Consider the following 13120-nt stretch of genomic DNA (forward strand, 5'->3'; position numbering starts at 1 on the left):
GTTTTTTTATTTCTTCGGGAAAAGCTCTTTACGCTGATACGGCTCTTTTTCGCCAGGCTTGCGCGTTTTAAGCAATTTCAGTATCCACGTGTACTGTTCGGTATGCGGCTCCACCAGCAGCTCCACCTCTTCGTTCATACGCCGCGCGATGGTATTATCATCTGCAGTAAGCAGATCGTCCATCGGCGGGCGAATCTCTATGCTCAGGCGATGCGTTTTGCCATCATAGACCGGAAAAAAGCGGGATCACGCGGGCGCGACACACTTTCATCAGACGGCCAATCGCAGGCAACGTCGCTTTGTAGGTGGCGAAGAAATCAACAAATTCGCTGTGTTCAGGACCGTGGTCTTGATCCGGCAGATAGTAGCCCCAGTAGCCCTGACGAACGGACTGAATAAAGGGTTTGATCCCGTCATTTCGGGCGTGTAAGCGTCCACCAAAGCGGCGACGCACGGTATTCCATACAAAGTCATAAATTTTGTTCCCCTGATTATGGAACATCGCCGCCATCTTCTGGCCCTGGGACGCCATGAGCATGGCGGGAATATCCACTCCCCAGCCGTGCGGAACCAGAAAAATGACGTTTTCATCATTGCGGCGCATCTCGTCAATAATGTCGAGACCTTTCCAGTCCACGCGGTTAAGGATCTTATCCGGCCCTTTCAGCGCCAGTTCAGCCATCATCGCCATTGCCTGCGGCGCGGTAGTGTACATCGCATCAATAATCGCTTCGCGCTCGGCGTCGCTCTTTTCGGGGAAGCAGTAATAGAGGTTAATTTGTGCGCGTCGCCGGGCGCTTTTGCCCAGTCGACCGGCCAGGCGGCCTAACTTCCCCAAAATGGGATCACGCACGGAGGCAGGCAGCAACGCGATACCGGAAAAAGCATACACGCCAAGCCAGGCGCCCCAGTGACGCGGGTGACGGAATGATTTTTCAAACTCAGGGATGTATTCAATATTGTTTTTTTTAGGTTCCATGCTGGTTCCAGGGTCTGGTGACGCAAAAATTTATTCAGATAGTGTAACGATGCAGGCGCCCACGTACAAAAGAAAAAGCCGGCGCATACGGACGCCGGCTTTTTAACAAAAGGAATGGCTTAGTCGAAACGCAGTTGCGGTATGACCTCTTTAACCTGCGCCAGATAATCGGTACGATCTTTACCGGTCAACCCTTCGGTACGCGGCAGTTTCGCCGTGAGCGGATTGACCGCCTGCTGGTTGATCCAGACTTCGTAGTGAAGGTGCGGCCCGGTCGAACGGCCGGTATTACCCGAGAGCGCAATACGATCGCCACGCTTCACTTTTTGGCCCGGCTTCACCAGCAGCTTACGCAGGTGCATATAGCGGGTGGTGTAGGTACGACCGTGACGGATTGCCACATAATACCCTGCCGCGCCGCTGCGTTTCGCGACGACCACTTCCCCGTCACCGACGGCCAGAACCGGCGTGCCCTGCGGCATCGCAAAATCAACGCCACGGTGTGGCGCAACGCGGCCGGTAACCGGGTTCAGACGACGCGGATTGAAGTTCGACGAAACACGGAACTGCTTGGCCGTAGGGAAGCGCAGGAAACCTTTCGCAAGCCCGGTACCGCTGCGGTCATAGAATTTGCCATCTTCCGCGCGAATAGCGTAATAGTCTTTGCCACCAGAACGTAGACGAACGCCAATCAGCTGGCTCTGCTCACGTTTACCGTCCAGCATTTCACGGGACATCAGCACGGAGAACTCATCGCCTTTCTTCAATTTGCGGAAGTCCATCTGCCACTGCATGGCTTTGATAACCGAGCTGATTTCCGCGCTGGTCAGGCCCGCGTCGCGCGCAGCAGAAACAAAACTTCCGCCAACGGTGCCCTTCATCACGCTATTTACCCAGTCGCCCTGCTGCAATTCACTGGTCATTTTAAAACCGTTTGCAGTGCGATCGTAAGTGCGCGTTTCGCGACGGGACATCTCCCAGGTCAGGCGCTGTAAATCGCCATCGGCAGTCAATGTCCAGGAGAGCTGTTGACCAATTTTAAGGTTACGCAGCTCTTTGTCCGCTGCCGCAAGCTTGCTGATATTGCCCATGTCGATTCCGTACTGGTTTAATACGCTACTCAGCGTATCGCCCGTAGAGACGACATATTCATGGATACCCGTTTCATTCTGGATTTTATCGTCCAGCTCATCCTGGGGAATGGCTTCATCTTCCTGAGCAGCCTGGTCGATAGGCTCACTGGCTTCGGGCAGCAAAGAACGGATTTCGCTCTTCTCAAGCTCGATTGTTTTAATGACAGGGGCAGAACTCGGATGGTAAACATAGGGTCGCCAGACGGCGACCGCTAAAGTGAGAACTGTAAGCGACCCCAGCATAACGCGATGGGGTCGAGGCAGATTGTTAAATGCCAGGGCGACAGAGCGGGCTATCTGTTGCACGTATTCACTTCCTCGTTAATCTCCTTTCAGGCAGCTCGCATACTGGTTCGCCAGTTGGCTGAGGAACTGCGAATAGCTCGCTTTGCTCAACTGGATATTCGTTCCTAGCGGGTCAAGGGTACCCATGCGCACGGATGTTCCCCTGGCCACGGCTTCTACGACCGCTGGCCTGAACTGTGGCTCAGCAAAAACGCAGGTCGCTTTTTGCTCAACCAACTGTGTTCTGATTTCATGTAAACGCTGCGCACCAGGCTGAATTTCCGGGTTAACGGTAAAGTGCCCCAGCGGGGTCAAGCCGTAATGTTTTTCGTAATAGCCGTAGGCGTCATGAAAAACGAAATACCCTTTTCCTTTCAACGGTGCGAGCTCGTTACCTACCTGCTTATCGGTTGCGGCGAGTTGTGCCTCAAAATCTTTCAGGTTGGCGTCAAGTTTGGCTCGACTTTCCGGCATAAGTTCCACTAATTTGTCGTGGATTGCAACCGCCGACAACCGCGCTATCTCTGGGGAGAGCCAAAGATGCAAGTTGTACTCGCCATGATGGTGATGGTCATCACCTTTTTTGCCGCCAGCCGTGTCGTGACCGTGCTCATCACCGTCGTTGTCAGCCCCTTTCATCAACAGGGGTTTAACATCTGACAGTTCGGCTATAGTTACCTTTTTCTCGGGCGGGACCTGTTTTGCCGACTTCTGCATAAACGCTTCCATCTCCGGACCAATCCAGACAAGTAAGTCCGCGTTTTTAATGCGTTTTACGTCAGACGGACGCAAAGAGTAGCCATGTTCTGAGGCGCCATCGGGCAGCAGAACCTGGGTCTCTGTGACGCCATCTGCAATGGCAGAAGCGATGAAGCCGAGCGGTTTTAGCGAAGCGACAACGGCAGCGTTAACATCTTGTGCTGTCGTTCCCCAAAGGGCAGCGGATAATGCTGCGAAAAGAAGCGTATTTTTCTGTAACATAATGCGACTAATCATCGTAACGTGTGGTTGAAATGTGATATTATAACATTCGTTGACTTCTGCAAGCTGAAAATGACATGACAACTTTAGTTTCTCTCGACAATATTTCGGTCTCTTTCGGCCAGCGCCGCATCCTCTCTGACGTGTCACTGGATCTGAAGCCCGGCAAAATTCTGACGCTGCTTGGTCCTAACGGTGCCGGTAAATCCACCCTGGTGCGGGTGGTACTGGGTCTGGTAGCACCTGATGAAGGGACGATCAAACGTCAGGAAAAACTGCGTATCGGCTATGTGCCGCAAAAATTACATCTTGATGCCACGCTGCCCCTAACCGTCAGCCGCTTTCTCCGTCTGCGCCCCGGCACGCGTAAAGCCGATATTCTGCCGGCATTAAAACGCGTCCAGGCGGGTCACCTGATGGACGCGCCGTTACAGAAACTCTCGGGCGGCGAAACCCAGCGCGTTTTACTCGCCCGTGCGCTCCTTAGCCATCCTCAACTGCTGGTGCTCGATGAACCCACACAGGGTGTGGATGTTAACGGGCAGGTTGCGCTGTATGACCTGATCGACCAGCTACGCCGGGAGCTAAGCTGCGCGGTACTGATGGTGTCCCATGACCTGCACCTGGTGATGGCGAAAACCGACGAAGTGCTTTGTCTGAACCATCACATCTGCTGTTCCGGCACCCCGGAAGTGGTGTCAATGCACCCGGAATTTATCTCTATGTTTGGCCATCGTGGCGCTGAACAGCTGGGCATCTATCGCCATAATCATAATCACCGCCATGATTCGCAGGGACGAATTGTCCTGCGTCGGGGAAATGGACACTCATGATTGAATTATTACTGCCCGGCTGGCTGGCCGGGATTATGCTCGCCTGCGCCGCAGGTCCTCTTGGCTCGTTCGTGGTGTGGCGCAGAATGTCCTATTTCGGTGATACCCTGGCCCATGCTTCACTGTTGGGCGTGGCCTTTGGCTTGTTGCTAAACGTAAACCCATTCTATGCGGTGATTGTGGTTACGCTGCTGCTAGCCGCCGGGCTGGTCTGGCTGGAAAAACGCCCTCACCTCGCCATCGATACGCTGCTTGGCATTATGGCGCACAGCGCCCTGTCGCTGGGCCTGGTGGTTGTGAGCCTGATGTCCAACATCCGCGTCGATCTCATGGCTTATCTCTTTGGCGACCTGTTAGCCGTGACGCCAGCCGATCTGATATCCATTGCCATCGGGGTGGTGGTGGTGCTCGCTATTTTGCTGTGGCAATGGCGGAATTTACTGGCGATGACCGTCAGCCCGGATCTGGCGTTTGTGGACGGCGTGAAGCTGCAGCGGGTGAAGCTCCTGCTGATGCTGGTCACGGCGTTAACCATCGGCGTGGCGATGAAATTTGTGGGGGCGCTGATTATTACATCATTACTGATCATTCCTGCCGCGACGGCACGTCGTTTCGCACGGACACCGGAGCAGATGGCGGGAATTGCGGTCGGGATTGGGATGATTGCCGTTACCGGCGGGCTAACCTTCTCGGCGTGCTATGACACACCGGCAGGTCCATCCGTCGTGCTTTGCGCTGCACTGCTGTTTATTTTCAGTATGTTGAAAAAACAACCGAATGCCTAAATGAGCGATTACCACCACCATGGGGGTTGCGCTTCATGTGCTGTGATTCACCTCATGGCGGGACTTACACCCGCATGAGTGCGCCCATAACGGGCGCACACGTAAATAAGCACCGATGAAATCATCGGTGCTTATTTATTATTTGCTACAAGTTGCTAAATACAATTTGGCGCCAGGCACGTTTTTACCGCCTTCAATATCAAGACACTTGACAACACCATCGGAATCAAGTTTTTTCATCTGTCCGTTAACATGGTCCCAATTACCCTCAAATTGATTATATTCGCGAATATAAATTTTACCGTTTAATGGTGAGTAACTATAATCTGGATGTGCATCCAGTCGCAATGCCCCATTCACAGCGAAAGTGACCTCACGAATATTCTGCGTACCTGGATTAGAACCACATACTTGCATCGTTGCCTGCTCGAAAGCAACACCAGTCATACATAATTTTTGTCCGTTACTGGTATTTTCAAGTTTTTCATTTACCATATTCCATTTCTGGGTTTCGGAAATAGCGGCATTCGCTACGCCAGATATAGCCGCCATCGTCAGAGCGGCAATAGATAGAACTGTCATTGGTTTCATTTTAATACTCCTCATGTGTTAGTGAAATTATTTTATAGCATGAGTAGTGCGCCAGAAATTCATCACAAATGAGCGAGTTATATAAAATGATATTGATGATAAATCTGATGAGACAATAATTGGTCAGCGTCGCAGGCGGAATTTAACATCCCGCCAGCTCATCATTACGGCATCTCTGGCGGCATGATGCCGAAATGATTCCACGCACGCACTGTCGCCATACGTCCACGCGGGGTACGTTGTAGAAAACCTTGCTGAATCAAATAGGGTTCCAGCACATCCTCAATGGTTTCACGCTCTTCGCCGATCGCCGCTGCCAGGTTATCCAGCCCTACCGGACCGCCGAAGAATTTATCCAGTAATGCCAGCAGAAGCTTACGGTCCATGTAATCAAAGCCCTCTGCATCGACGTTCAGCATATCCAGCGCCTGGGCGGCAATCTCTAACGAGATGGTGCCATCGTGCTTCACTTCGGCAAAGTCACGGACGCGGCGTAGCAGACGGTTAGCTATACGCGGGGTACCACGGGAACGCTTTGCCACTTCAAACGCCCCTTCGTCACTCATCTCAAGCCCCATGTAGCGTGCGCTGCGACCGACAATATGTTGAAGATCCGCCACCTGATAAAACTCCAGACGCTGCACTATCCCAAAGCGGTCGCGCAGAGGCGAAGTCAGCGACCCGGCACGCGTGGTGGCGCCAATCAGGGTAAACGGCGGCAGATCGATCTTAATAGAGCGGGCAGCCGGGCCTTCGCCAATCATGATATCCAGCTGATAGTCTTCCATCGCCGGGTAGAGTACCTCTTCCACGACCGGTGACAGACGATGGATCTCATCGATAAACAGCACATCATGCGGTTCAAGATTGGTCAGCATCGCCGCCAGGTCACCGGCCTTTTCCAGTACCGGGCCAGAGGTGGTTCGCAGGTTGACGCCCATTTCATTGGCAACAATGTTCGCCAGCGTCGTTTTTCCTAAGCCCGGGGGGCCGAAAATCAACAGGTGATCGAGGGCATCGCCGCGCAGTTTTGCCGCCTGGATGAAAATCTCCATCTGGGAACGCAACCTGCGGCTGGCCGATATACTCATCAAGCAATTTCGGGCGGATCGCACGGTCCACCACATCATCTGCCTGAATATTGCCTGCCGAAACCAGGCGGTCTGCTTCAATCATCCTTTACCTCACAATGCAGCGCGTAGCGCTTCACGAATCAGGGTTTCACTGCTGGCACCCGCTTTGGCAACTTTGCTCACCATACGGCTGGCCTCCTGAGGTTTATAGCCCAGGGCCACCAGTGCGGCAACCGCTTCCTGTTCGGCGTCTTCCGCCTCTGGCGCACCCGGGGAGGTCAGCACCAGATCGGCTGCTGGGGTAAACAGATCGCCATGCAGACCCTTAAAGCGATCTTTCATTTCGACAATCAAACGCTCGGCCGTTTTCTTGCCAATGCCCGGCAGTTTAATCAGCGCAGCCGGATCTTCGCGCTCAACGGCGTTGACGAACTGCGGCGCAGACATGCCGGACAGAATGGCCAGCGCCAGTTTTGGCCCTACGCCGTTAGTTTTAATCAACTCCCGGAACAGGGTGCGCTCCTGTTTGTTATTGAAGCCGTACAGCAACTGGGCATCTTCCCGCACCACGAACTGGGTGAAAACAGTCGCCTCTTTTCCCGCGTCCGGGAGTTCATAGAAGCAGGTCATTGGCATATGGACTTCATAGCCCACCCCCCCCACTTCCAGCAGCACTAACGGGGGTTGTTTTTCAATGATGATGCCTCTGAGTCTGCCTATCACATGACGCTCCTGCGTTCTGAAGAATTTGACTTCCGACATAATAAAAAAAGGCTGGATAAACATCCAGCCTGATTTGTGATTATCGTAACCTGCCTCGCGCCAGATTGAGCCGCGACTCGCTCATTTGCATCGCGTTCTGACTAACATGACAGTGGGTTATGGCAATGGCCAGCGCATCGGCGGCATCGGCCTGCGGGTTGGCCGCAAGCTTAAGCAGCGTACGCACCATGTGCTGCACCTGGCTTTTCTCGGCGCTGCCGATCCCCACCACCGTCTGCTTAACCTGTCGCGCCGCATATTCGAATACCGGCAGTTTCTGGTTCACGGCGGCAACAATCGCCACGCCGCGCGCCTGACCGAGTTTCAATGCAGAATCAGCGTTCTTCGCCATAAAGACCTGCTCAATGGCAAAATAATCAGGCTGAAACTGGGTGATTATCTCCGACACGCCCGCATAAATAAGCTTCAGGCGCGAGGGCAAATCGTCAACTTTAGTGCGGATACAGCCACTGCCGAGGTAGGTTAACTGGCGCCCCACCTGACGGATAACGCCATAACCGGTGACGCGTGAGCCGGGGTCAATCCCGAGGATAATCGACATCACGCATCTCCCGTAAACGGTTCAGGCAGGCGCATTACAGCGTCGCTGCAACCTCGTCAGAGATCTCACCGTTGTGGTACACTTCCTGTACGTCGTCGCAATCTTCGAGCATGTCGATCAGACGCAGCAGTTTCGGTGCGGTTTCCGCATCCATATCGGCTTTGGTAGACGGGATCATCGACACTTCAGCGTTATCCGCCTTCAGGCCAGCCGCTTCCAGCGCATCACGCACGGCCCCCATCTCTTCCCACGCGGTATAGACGTCAATAGCGCCGTCGTCGAAGGTCACTACGTCTTCCGCACCCGCTTCCAGCGCCGCTTCCATGATGACATCTTCGTCGCCTTTCTCAAACGAGATGACGCCTTTTTTACTGAACAGGTAAGCTACCGAGCCATCAGTCCCCAGGTTGCCACCGGTTTTGGTGAACGCATGGCGCACTTCAGCTACGGTACGGTTACGGTTGTCTGACAGGCACTCAACCATTACCGCCGTACCGCCAGGGCCGTACCCTTCATAAATGATGGTTTCCATGTTCGCGTCTTCATCGCCACCCACGCCACGTGCGATAGCACGGTTGAGGGTGTCACGCGTCATGTTGTTAGACAACGCTTTATCAATTGCCGCACGCAGACGCGGGTTAGAACCCGCATCGCCGCCGCCCAGACGTGCTGCTGTTACCAGTTCACGAATGATTTTGGTAAAGATCTTACCGCGTTTGGCATCCTGTGCCGCTTTGCGGTGTTTGGTGTTGGCCCACTTACTATGACCTGCCATATGAAATTTCCTCAAAGAGCGCGCCTTTTCAGGCAGCATTAATTACAAATTCTTCAATCGCCTGCCGGTTGCTCCACGACTTGGTCAGCGCGGCGGCATCCGCCGCATCTACCCAGCGGTAGGTCAGGTGTTCGGTGAACACCACCTCTCGTTCGTGGGGGAGCGCGAGACAGAACCAGGATTCCGTATTGCGCGCAATACCCGGCGCATAGCGATGACGTAAATGGTTAAAAATTTCAAACTCCACCGTGCGCTGGCAGTCCTTCAGGGTCAGTTGCTCACAGGCAACATCTATAGTGACCTCTTCCTTTACTTCACGCGCGGCGGCCTGCGGCGCGGTTTCCCCCTCTTCCAGGCTGCCGGTAACCGACTGCCAGAAATCAGGATCGTCGCGCCGCTGTAACATCAGCACCCGCTTCGTGTCCTGGGCGTAAATCACAACTAAGACAGAAACGGGACGCTTATATGCCATATCAGTTTTTCTCTTCCTTTTTCACCACCTCAATGCCCAGCTCGGCCAGAGAGGCCGGGTTTGCAAAGCTTGGCGCTTCGGTCATCAGACACGCTGCGGCGGTGGTTTTCGGGAAAGCGATCACATCGCGAATGTTGTCGGTGCCGGTCAGCAGCATGGTCAGACGATCAAGACCAAATGCCAGACCCGCGTGCGGCGGCGTACCGTATTTCAGCGCATCCAGCAGGAAGCCGAACTTCTCGCGTTGCTCTTGCTCGTTAATACCCAGAATGCCGAACACGGCCTGCTGCATTTCACCGCTGTGAATACGTACGGATCCCCCACCCACTTCATAGCCGTTAATGACCATATCGTAGGCGTTGGCTACAGCCTCTTCTGGCGCCGCTTTAAGCTCTGCCGCGCTCATCTCTTTCGGCGAGGTGAACGGGTGGTGCATTGCGGTCAGGCCGCCTTCACCGTCGTCTTCAAACATGGGGAAGTCGATAACCCACAGCGGTGCCCATAAGGTTTCGTCGGTCAGGTTCAGGTCTTTGCCGAGCTTCAGACGCAGCGCGCCCATGGCGTCAGCGACGACTTTTTTATTGTCTGCGCCGAAGAAAATCATGTCGCCGTCCTGGGCGCCGGTGCGCACAAGGATCGCTTCCACGATCTCTGCGTTCAGGAATTTCGCCACCGGGCTGGTGATCCCTTCCAGGCCTTTCGCGCGTTCGGTCACCTTAATATAGGCCAGACCTTTCGCGCCGTAGATTTTAATGAAGTTACCGTAGTCGTCGATCTGCTTACGGCTCAGGGCCGCGCCGCCCGGTACACGCAGCGCAGCTACGCGGCCTTTGGCATCGTTAGCCGGGCCGGCAAATACCGCAAATTCAACGGATTTCACCAGATCGGCAACGTCGACCAGTTCCATTGGGTTACGCAGGTCTGGTTTATCAGAGCCGTAGCGACGCTCGGCTTCGGTGAAGGTCATGACCGGGAAATCGCCCAGCTCAACGCCATTCACGTCGTTCCACAGGCCGCGCACCAGCGCTTCCATCACTTCACGCACCTGTTCGGCGCTCATGAAGGAAGTTTCCACGTCGATCTGGGTAAATTCTGGCTGACGGTCAGCGCGCAGATCCTCGTCGCGGAAGCACTTCACTATCTGATAATAGCGATCGAAGCCGGACATCATCAGCAGCTGTTTGAACAGCTGAGGAGACTGCGGCAGCGCGTAGAATTTGCCTTTGTGCACGCGGGAGGGAACCAGGTAATCGCGTGCGCCTTCAGGGGTGGCTTTAGTCAGCATCGGGGTTTCGATATCAAGGAAACCGTGGTCATCCATAAAGCGACGCACCAGGCTCGTTATCCTCGCGCGGGTTTTCAGGCGCTGGGCCATCTCCGGGCGACGCAGATCCAGGTAGCGGTATTTCAGACGCGCTTCTTCGGTGTTGACGTGGTTGGAGTCCAGCGGCAGCGCTTCAGCACGGTTAATAATAACCAGATCGGATGCCAGCACCTCAACTGCGCCGGTCGCCATGTCGGCGTTAACGTTTTTCTCGTCACGCGCACGTACGGTGCCAGTGACCTGAATGCAGAACTCATTACGCAATTCAGCAGCCAGTTTCAACGCCTCTGCGCGATCTGGATCGAAAAACACCTGCACGATACCTTCGCGGTCGCGCATATCGATGAAGATAAGGCTGCCAAGGTCACGACGACGGTTGACCCAACCACACAGGGTGACCTGCTGCCCAACGTGGGACTGACGCAGCTGCCCGCAATATTCTGTACGCATGAGATATCCCTTAATTAGCCGCAGGCTGAGTGTCGCCTGTTTTCAGGCTTCGTGTCGCAGCTATAACTGTATGTCACAATTGGATGAAAAAAGGCGGCTATTATACTGGATATTCCGCCGAACGATAAGAGCGAAGCATGGTATGACGGCCGTTTGCTGTACGCTTATTGCTTATTCTCACAAAAATTAACAAAATTATCCGCCCGATAACAGGCAGGATCATCGTAAGGTGTAACCCAGACCGTTTATTTGACTGGAGTAACGATGTTTATACTTGATGCTAGCAAAACTGCGCTTGTAGTGATTGATTTACAGGAGGGTATTCTTCCTTTTGCTGGCGGTCCCCACACCGCTGATGATGTGGTGAGCCGCACTGCCCGCCTGGCAGAAAAATGCCGCGCTAAAGGCACGCCGGTGATCATGGTTCGCGTCGGCTGGTCCGCAGATTTCGCCGAAGCATTAAAACAGCCCGTCGACGCCCAGGCGGCGGCACACGCTCTGCCGGAGAACTGGTGGAGTTATCCGGTCTCGCTTGGCAAACAAGACAGCGATATTGAAGTGACCAAACGCCAGTGGGGGGCATTCTACGGCACCGATCTGGAGCTGCAACTGCGCCGTCGCGGTATTGACACCATCGTTCTGTGCGGGATCTCCACCAACATCGGCGTGGAATCCACCGCCCGTAACGCCTGGGAGCTGGGCTTTAACCTGGTGGTAGTGGAAGATGCGTGCAGCGCAGGTTCCAGTGAAGAACACCAGGGCAGCATGACCCACATCTTCCCGCGCATCGGCCGCGTGCGCAGTACGGATGAGATTCTAAACGCCCTATGATATACGTGGGCCTGCCCCAATGGTCGCACCCGAAATGGGTGCGCCTGGGTATTACCAGCCTTGAAGAGTATGCCCGACACTTTAACTGTGTAGAGGGCAACACCACGCTCTACGCCCTTCCCCGAGCAGAAATCGTTACGCGCTGGCGCGAACAAACCACCGATGACTTCCGCTTCTGCTTCAAATTTCCGGCGACGATTTCCCACACGGCGGCACTGCGTCACTGTGGCGATTTGACTGAGGAATTTTTTGCTCGGATGTCGCCCCTGGCACACCGGATCGGCCAGTACTGGCTACAGTTACCCGCCGCCTTCGGCCCACGCGACCTGCCTGCGCTCTGGCCATTCCTTGATGCCCTACCCCGGGAATTTACCTACGGCGTAGAAGTCAGGCATGGTGACTTTTTTGCTAAAGGCGAAGCAGAGAAAGCGCTGAACCGCGGCCTGCTCGAGCGCGCGATTAACCGGGTGATCCTCGACAGTCGCCCCGTTCATGGCGCTATAGCGCATAACGCCGCCATCATTGAGGCGCAGAGCAAGAAACCGAAGGTGCCGGTTCATGCCATTGTGACCGCCAAAAATCCGATGGTGCGCTTCATCGGCAGCGATAACATGCAGCAAAATCGGGAGATGTTCGCTGTCTGGCTGCAAACGTTGGCGAAATGGGAGTCAACCACCACTCCCTATCTCTTTTTACATACTCCCGACATCGCTCAGGCCCCCGAACTGGTCGATGCTCTCTGGCAGGCCTTGCAGGCCGTGGTTCCGTCTGTCGGCGCCGCCCCATCAATCCCACAACAATCTTCTCTTTTCTGATATCTCGCCCTATCATAGAGATGTGCCATCTGCCAAAACAGGGAGTTTGTATGGTCAGCGCGCTGTATGCGGTATTAGGTGCATTACTGCTGATTAAGTTTTCATTTGATGTTGTGCGCCTGAGAATGCAGTACCGCGTTTCCTATGGCGACGGTGGCTTTTCCGAGCTGCAAAGCGCTATCCGCATTCACGGTAATGCGGTTGAATACATTCCTGTCGCGCTCATTTTGCTGCTGTTTATGGAGATGGATGGCGCAGAAACCTGGATGGTGCACCTCTGTGGCCTGCTTCTGATCGCGGGCCGGTTAATGCACTATTACGGCTTTCATCACCGCCTGTTTCGCTGGCGTCGCTCCGGCATGAGCGCCACCTGGTCTGCGCTTTTGCTAATGGTGCTGGCGAACCTGTGGTATATGCCGTGGGAGTTGGTTTTCTCCTTCCATTAGCGCACAATACGCCACTTTATTTT

13 protein-coding genes and 2 pseudogenes are annotated in these 13120 nt (G+C 54.4%); 5 read left to right on the top strand and 10 right to left on the bottom strand.

The genetic code is table 11. The annotated features are described in order from the left end of the window. Nucleotides 1–6: 6 nt before the first annotated feature. From lpxM to znuA, 3 genes and pseudogenes are all read right to left on the bottom strand, one after another. A pseudogene (lpxM, locus tag NL510_RS13870) lies at nucleotides 7–979 on the bottom strand (lauroyl-Kdo(2)-lipid IV(A) myristoyltransferase). Nucleotides 980–1098: 119 nt separating this feature from the next. Continuing rightward, nucleotides 1099–2418, bottom strand: a complete 1320-nt coding sequence (mepM, locus tag NL510_RS13875; protein WP_253377723.1) for a murein DD-endopeptidase MepM — start codon at nucleotides 2416–2418, stop codon at nucleotides 1099–1101. 15 nt (nucleotides 2419–2433) lie between these two features. After that, the gene (gene znuA / locus NL510_RS13880; protein ID WP_253377724.1) at nucleotides 2434–3378 is read right to left on the bottom strand and encodes a zinc ABC transporter substrate-binding protein ZnuA; all 945 of its coding nucleotides are present in this window, start codon (nucleotides 3376–3378) and stop codon (nucleotides 2434–2436) included. A 77-nt stretch (nucleotides 3379–3455) separates the two neighbouring features. Between znuA and znuC the strand changes: the two genes are divergently transcribed. Next, the gene (znuC, locus tag NL510_RS13885) at nucleotides 3456–4211 is read left to right on the top strand and encodes a zinc ABC transporter ATP-binding protein ZnuC (protein WP_253377725.1); all 756 of its coding nucleotides are present in this window, start codon (nucleotides 3456–3458) and stop codon (nucleotides 4209–4211) included. After that, the gene (znuB, locus tag NL510_RS13890; protein WP_253377726.1) at nucleotides 4208–4996 is read left to right on the top strand and encodes a zinc ABC transporter permease subunit ZnuB; all 789 of its coding nucleotides are present in this window, start codon (nucleotides 4208–4210) and stop codon (nucleotides 4994–4996) included. Before znuC ends, znuB begins: the two co-directional genes overlap by 4 nt. Before the next feature lie 138 nt (nucleotides 4997–5134). Here znuB and NL510_RS13895 read toward each other — a convergent pair whose 3' ends face one another. The 7 genes and pseudogenes from NL510_RS13895 to aspS all read right to left on the bottom strand — a co-directional run bounded on the left by NL510_RS13895 (nucleotide 5135) and on the right by aspS (nucleotide 11005). Beyond that, the gene (locus NL510_RS13895) at nucleotides 5135–5587 is read right to left on the bottom strand and encodes a hypothetical protein (RefSeq protein WP_253377727.1); all 453 of its coding nucleotides are present in this window, start codon (nucleotides 5585–5587) and stop codon (nucleotides 5135–5137) included. Nucleotides 5588–5751: 164 nt separating this feature from the next. Continuing rightward, a pseudogene (ruvB, locus tag NL510_RS13900) lies at nucleotides 5752–6763 on the bottom strand (Holliday junction branch migration DNA helicase RuvB). 8 nt (nucleotides 6764–6771) lie between these two features. After that, nucleotides 6772–7383: a Holliday junction branch migration protein RuvA gene (gene ruvA, locus NL510_RS13905; RefSeq protein ID WP_253377728.1), complete on the bottom strand. Its 612-nt coding sequence runs from the start codon at nucleotides 7381–7383 to the stop codon at nucleotides 6772–6774. A gap of 79 nt (nucleotides 7384–7462) precedes the next feature. Then, entirely contained in the window at nucleotides 7463–7984 is a 522-nt protein-coding gene (gene ruvC, locus NL510_RS13910; protein WP_253377729.1) for a crossover junction endodeoxyribonuclease RuvC, read from the bottom strand. A gap of 34 nt (nucleotides 7985–8018) precedes the next feature. After that, nucleotides 8019–8759 (bottom strand): YebC/PmpR family DNA-binding transcriptional regulator, encoded by a 741-nt coding sequence (locus NL510_RS13915; protein WP_040075122.1) that lies wholly within the window; start codon nucleotides 8757–8759, stop codon nucleotides 8019–8021. Between the two features lie 28 nt (nucleotides 8760–8787). Then, nucleotides 8788–9231: a dihydroneopterin triphosphate diphosphatase gene (gene nudB, locus NL510_RS13920; RefSeq protein WP_253377730.1), complete on the bottom strand. Its 444-nt coding sequence runs from the start codon at nucleotides 9229–9231 to the stop codon at nucleotides 8788–8790. Nucleotide 9232: 1 nt separating this feature from the next. Then, on the bottom strand, nucleotides 9233–11005 hold the full coding sequence (gene aspS, locus NL510_RS13925) for an aspartate--tRNA ligase (protein WP_253377731.1): 1773 nt from the start codon (nucleotides 11003–11005) through the stop codon (nucleotides 9233–9235). 264 nt (nucleotides 11006–11269) lie between these two features. On the opposite strand from aspS, the gene NL510_RS13930 reads away from it, so the two are divergent. The 3 genes from NL510_RS13930 to NL510_RS13940 are packed head-to-tail and all read left to right on the top strand — an operon-like array spanning nucleotide 11270 to nucleotide 13097. After that, on the top strand, nucleotides 11270–11836 hold the full coding sequence (locus NL510_RS13930) for a hydrolase (RefSeq protein WP_253377732.1): 567 nt from the start codon (nucleotides 11270–11272) through the stop codon (nucleotides 11834–11836). Further along, a complete protein-coding gene (locus NL510_RS13935; protein WP_253377733.1) occupies nucleotides 11833–12651 on the top strand; it encodes a DUF72 domain-containing protein in 819 nt (272 codons plus the stop codon). Before NL510_RS13930 ends, NL510_RS13935 begins: the two co-directional genes overlap by 4 nt. A 50-nt stretch (nucleotides 12652–12701) precedes the next feature. Then, nucleotides 12702–13097, top strand: a complete 396-nt coding sequence (locus tag NL510_RS13940) for an MAPEG family protein (protein ID WP_253377734.1) — start codon at nucleotides 12702–12704, stop codon at nucleotides 13095–13097. Nucleotides 13098–13120 lie beyond the last annotated feature (23 nt).

This window comes from unidentified bacterial endosymbiont, from assembly GCF_918797525.1.
Taxonomy (GTDB): domain Bacteria; phylum Pseudomonadota; class Gammaproteobacteria; order Enterobacterales; family Enterobacteriaceae; genus Enterobacter.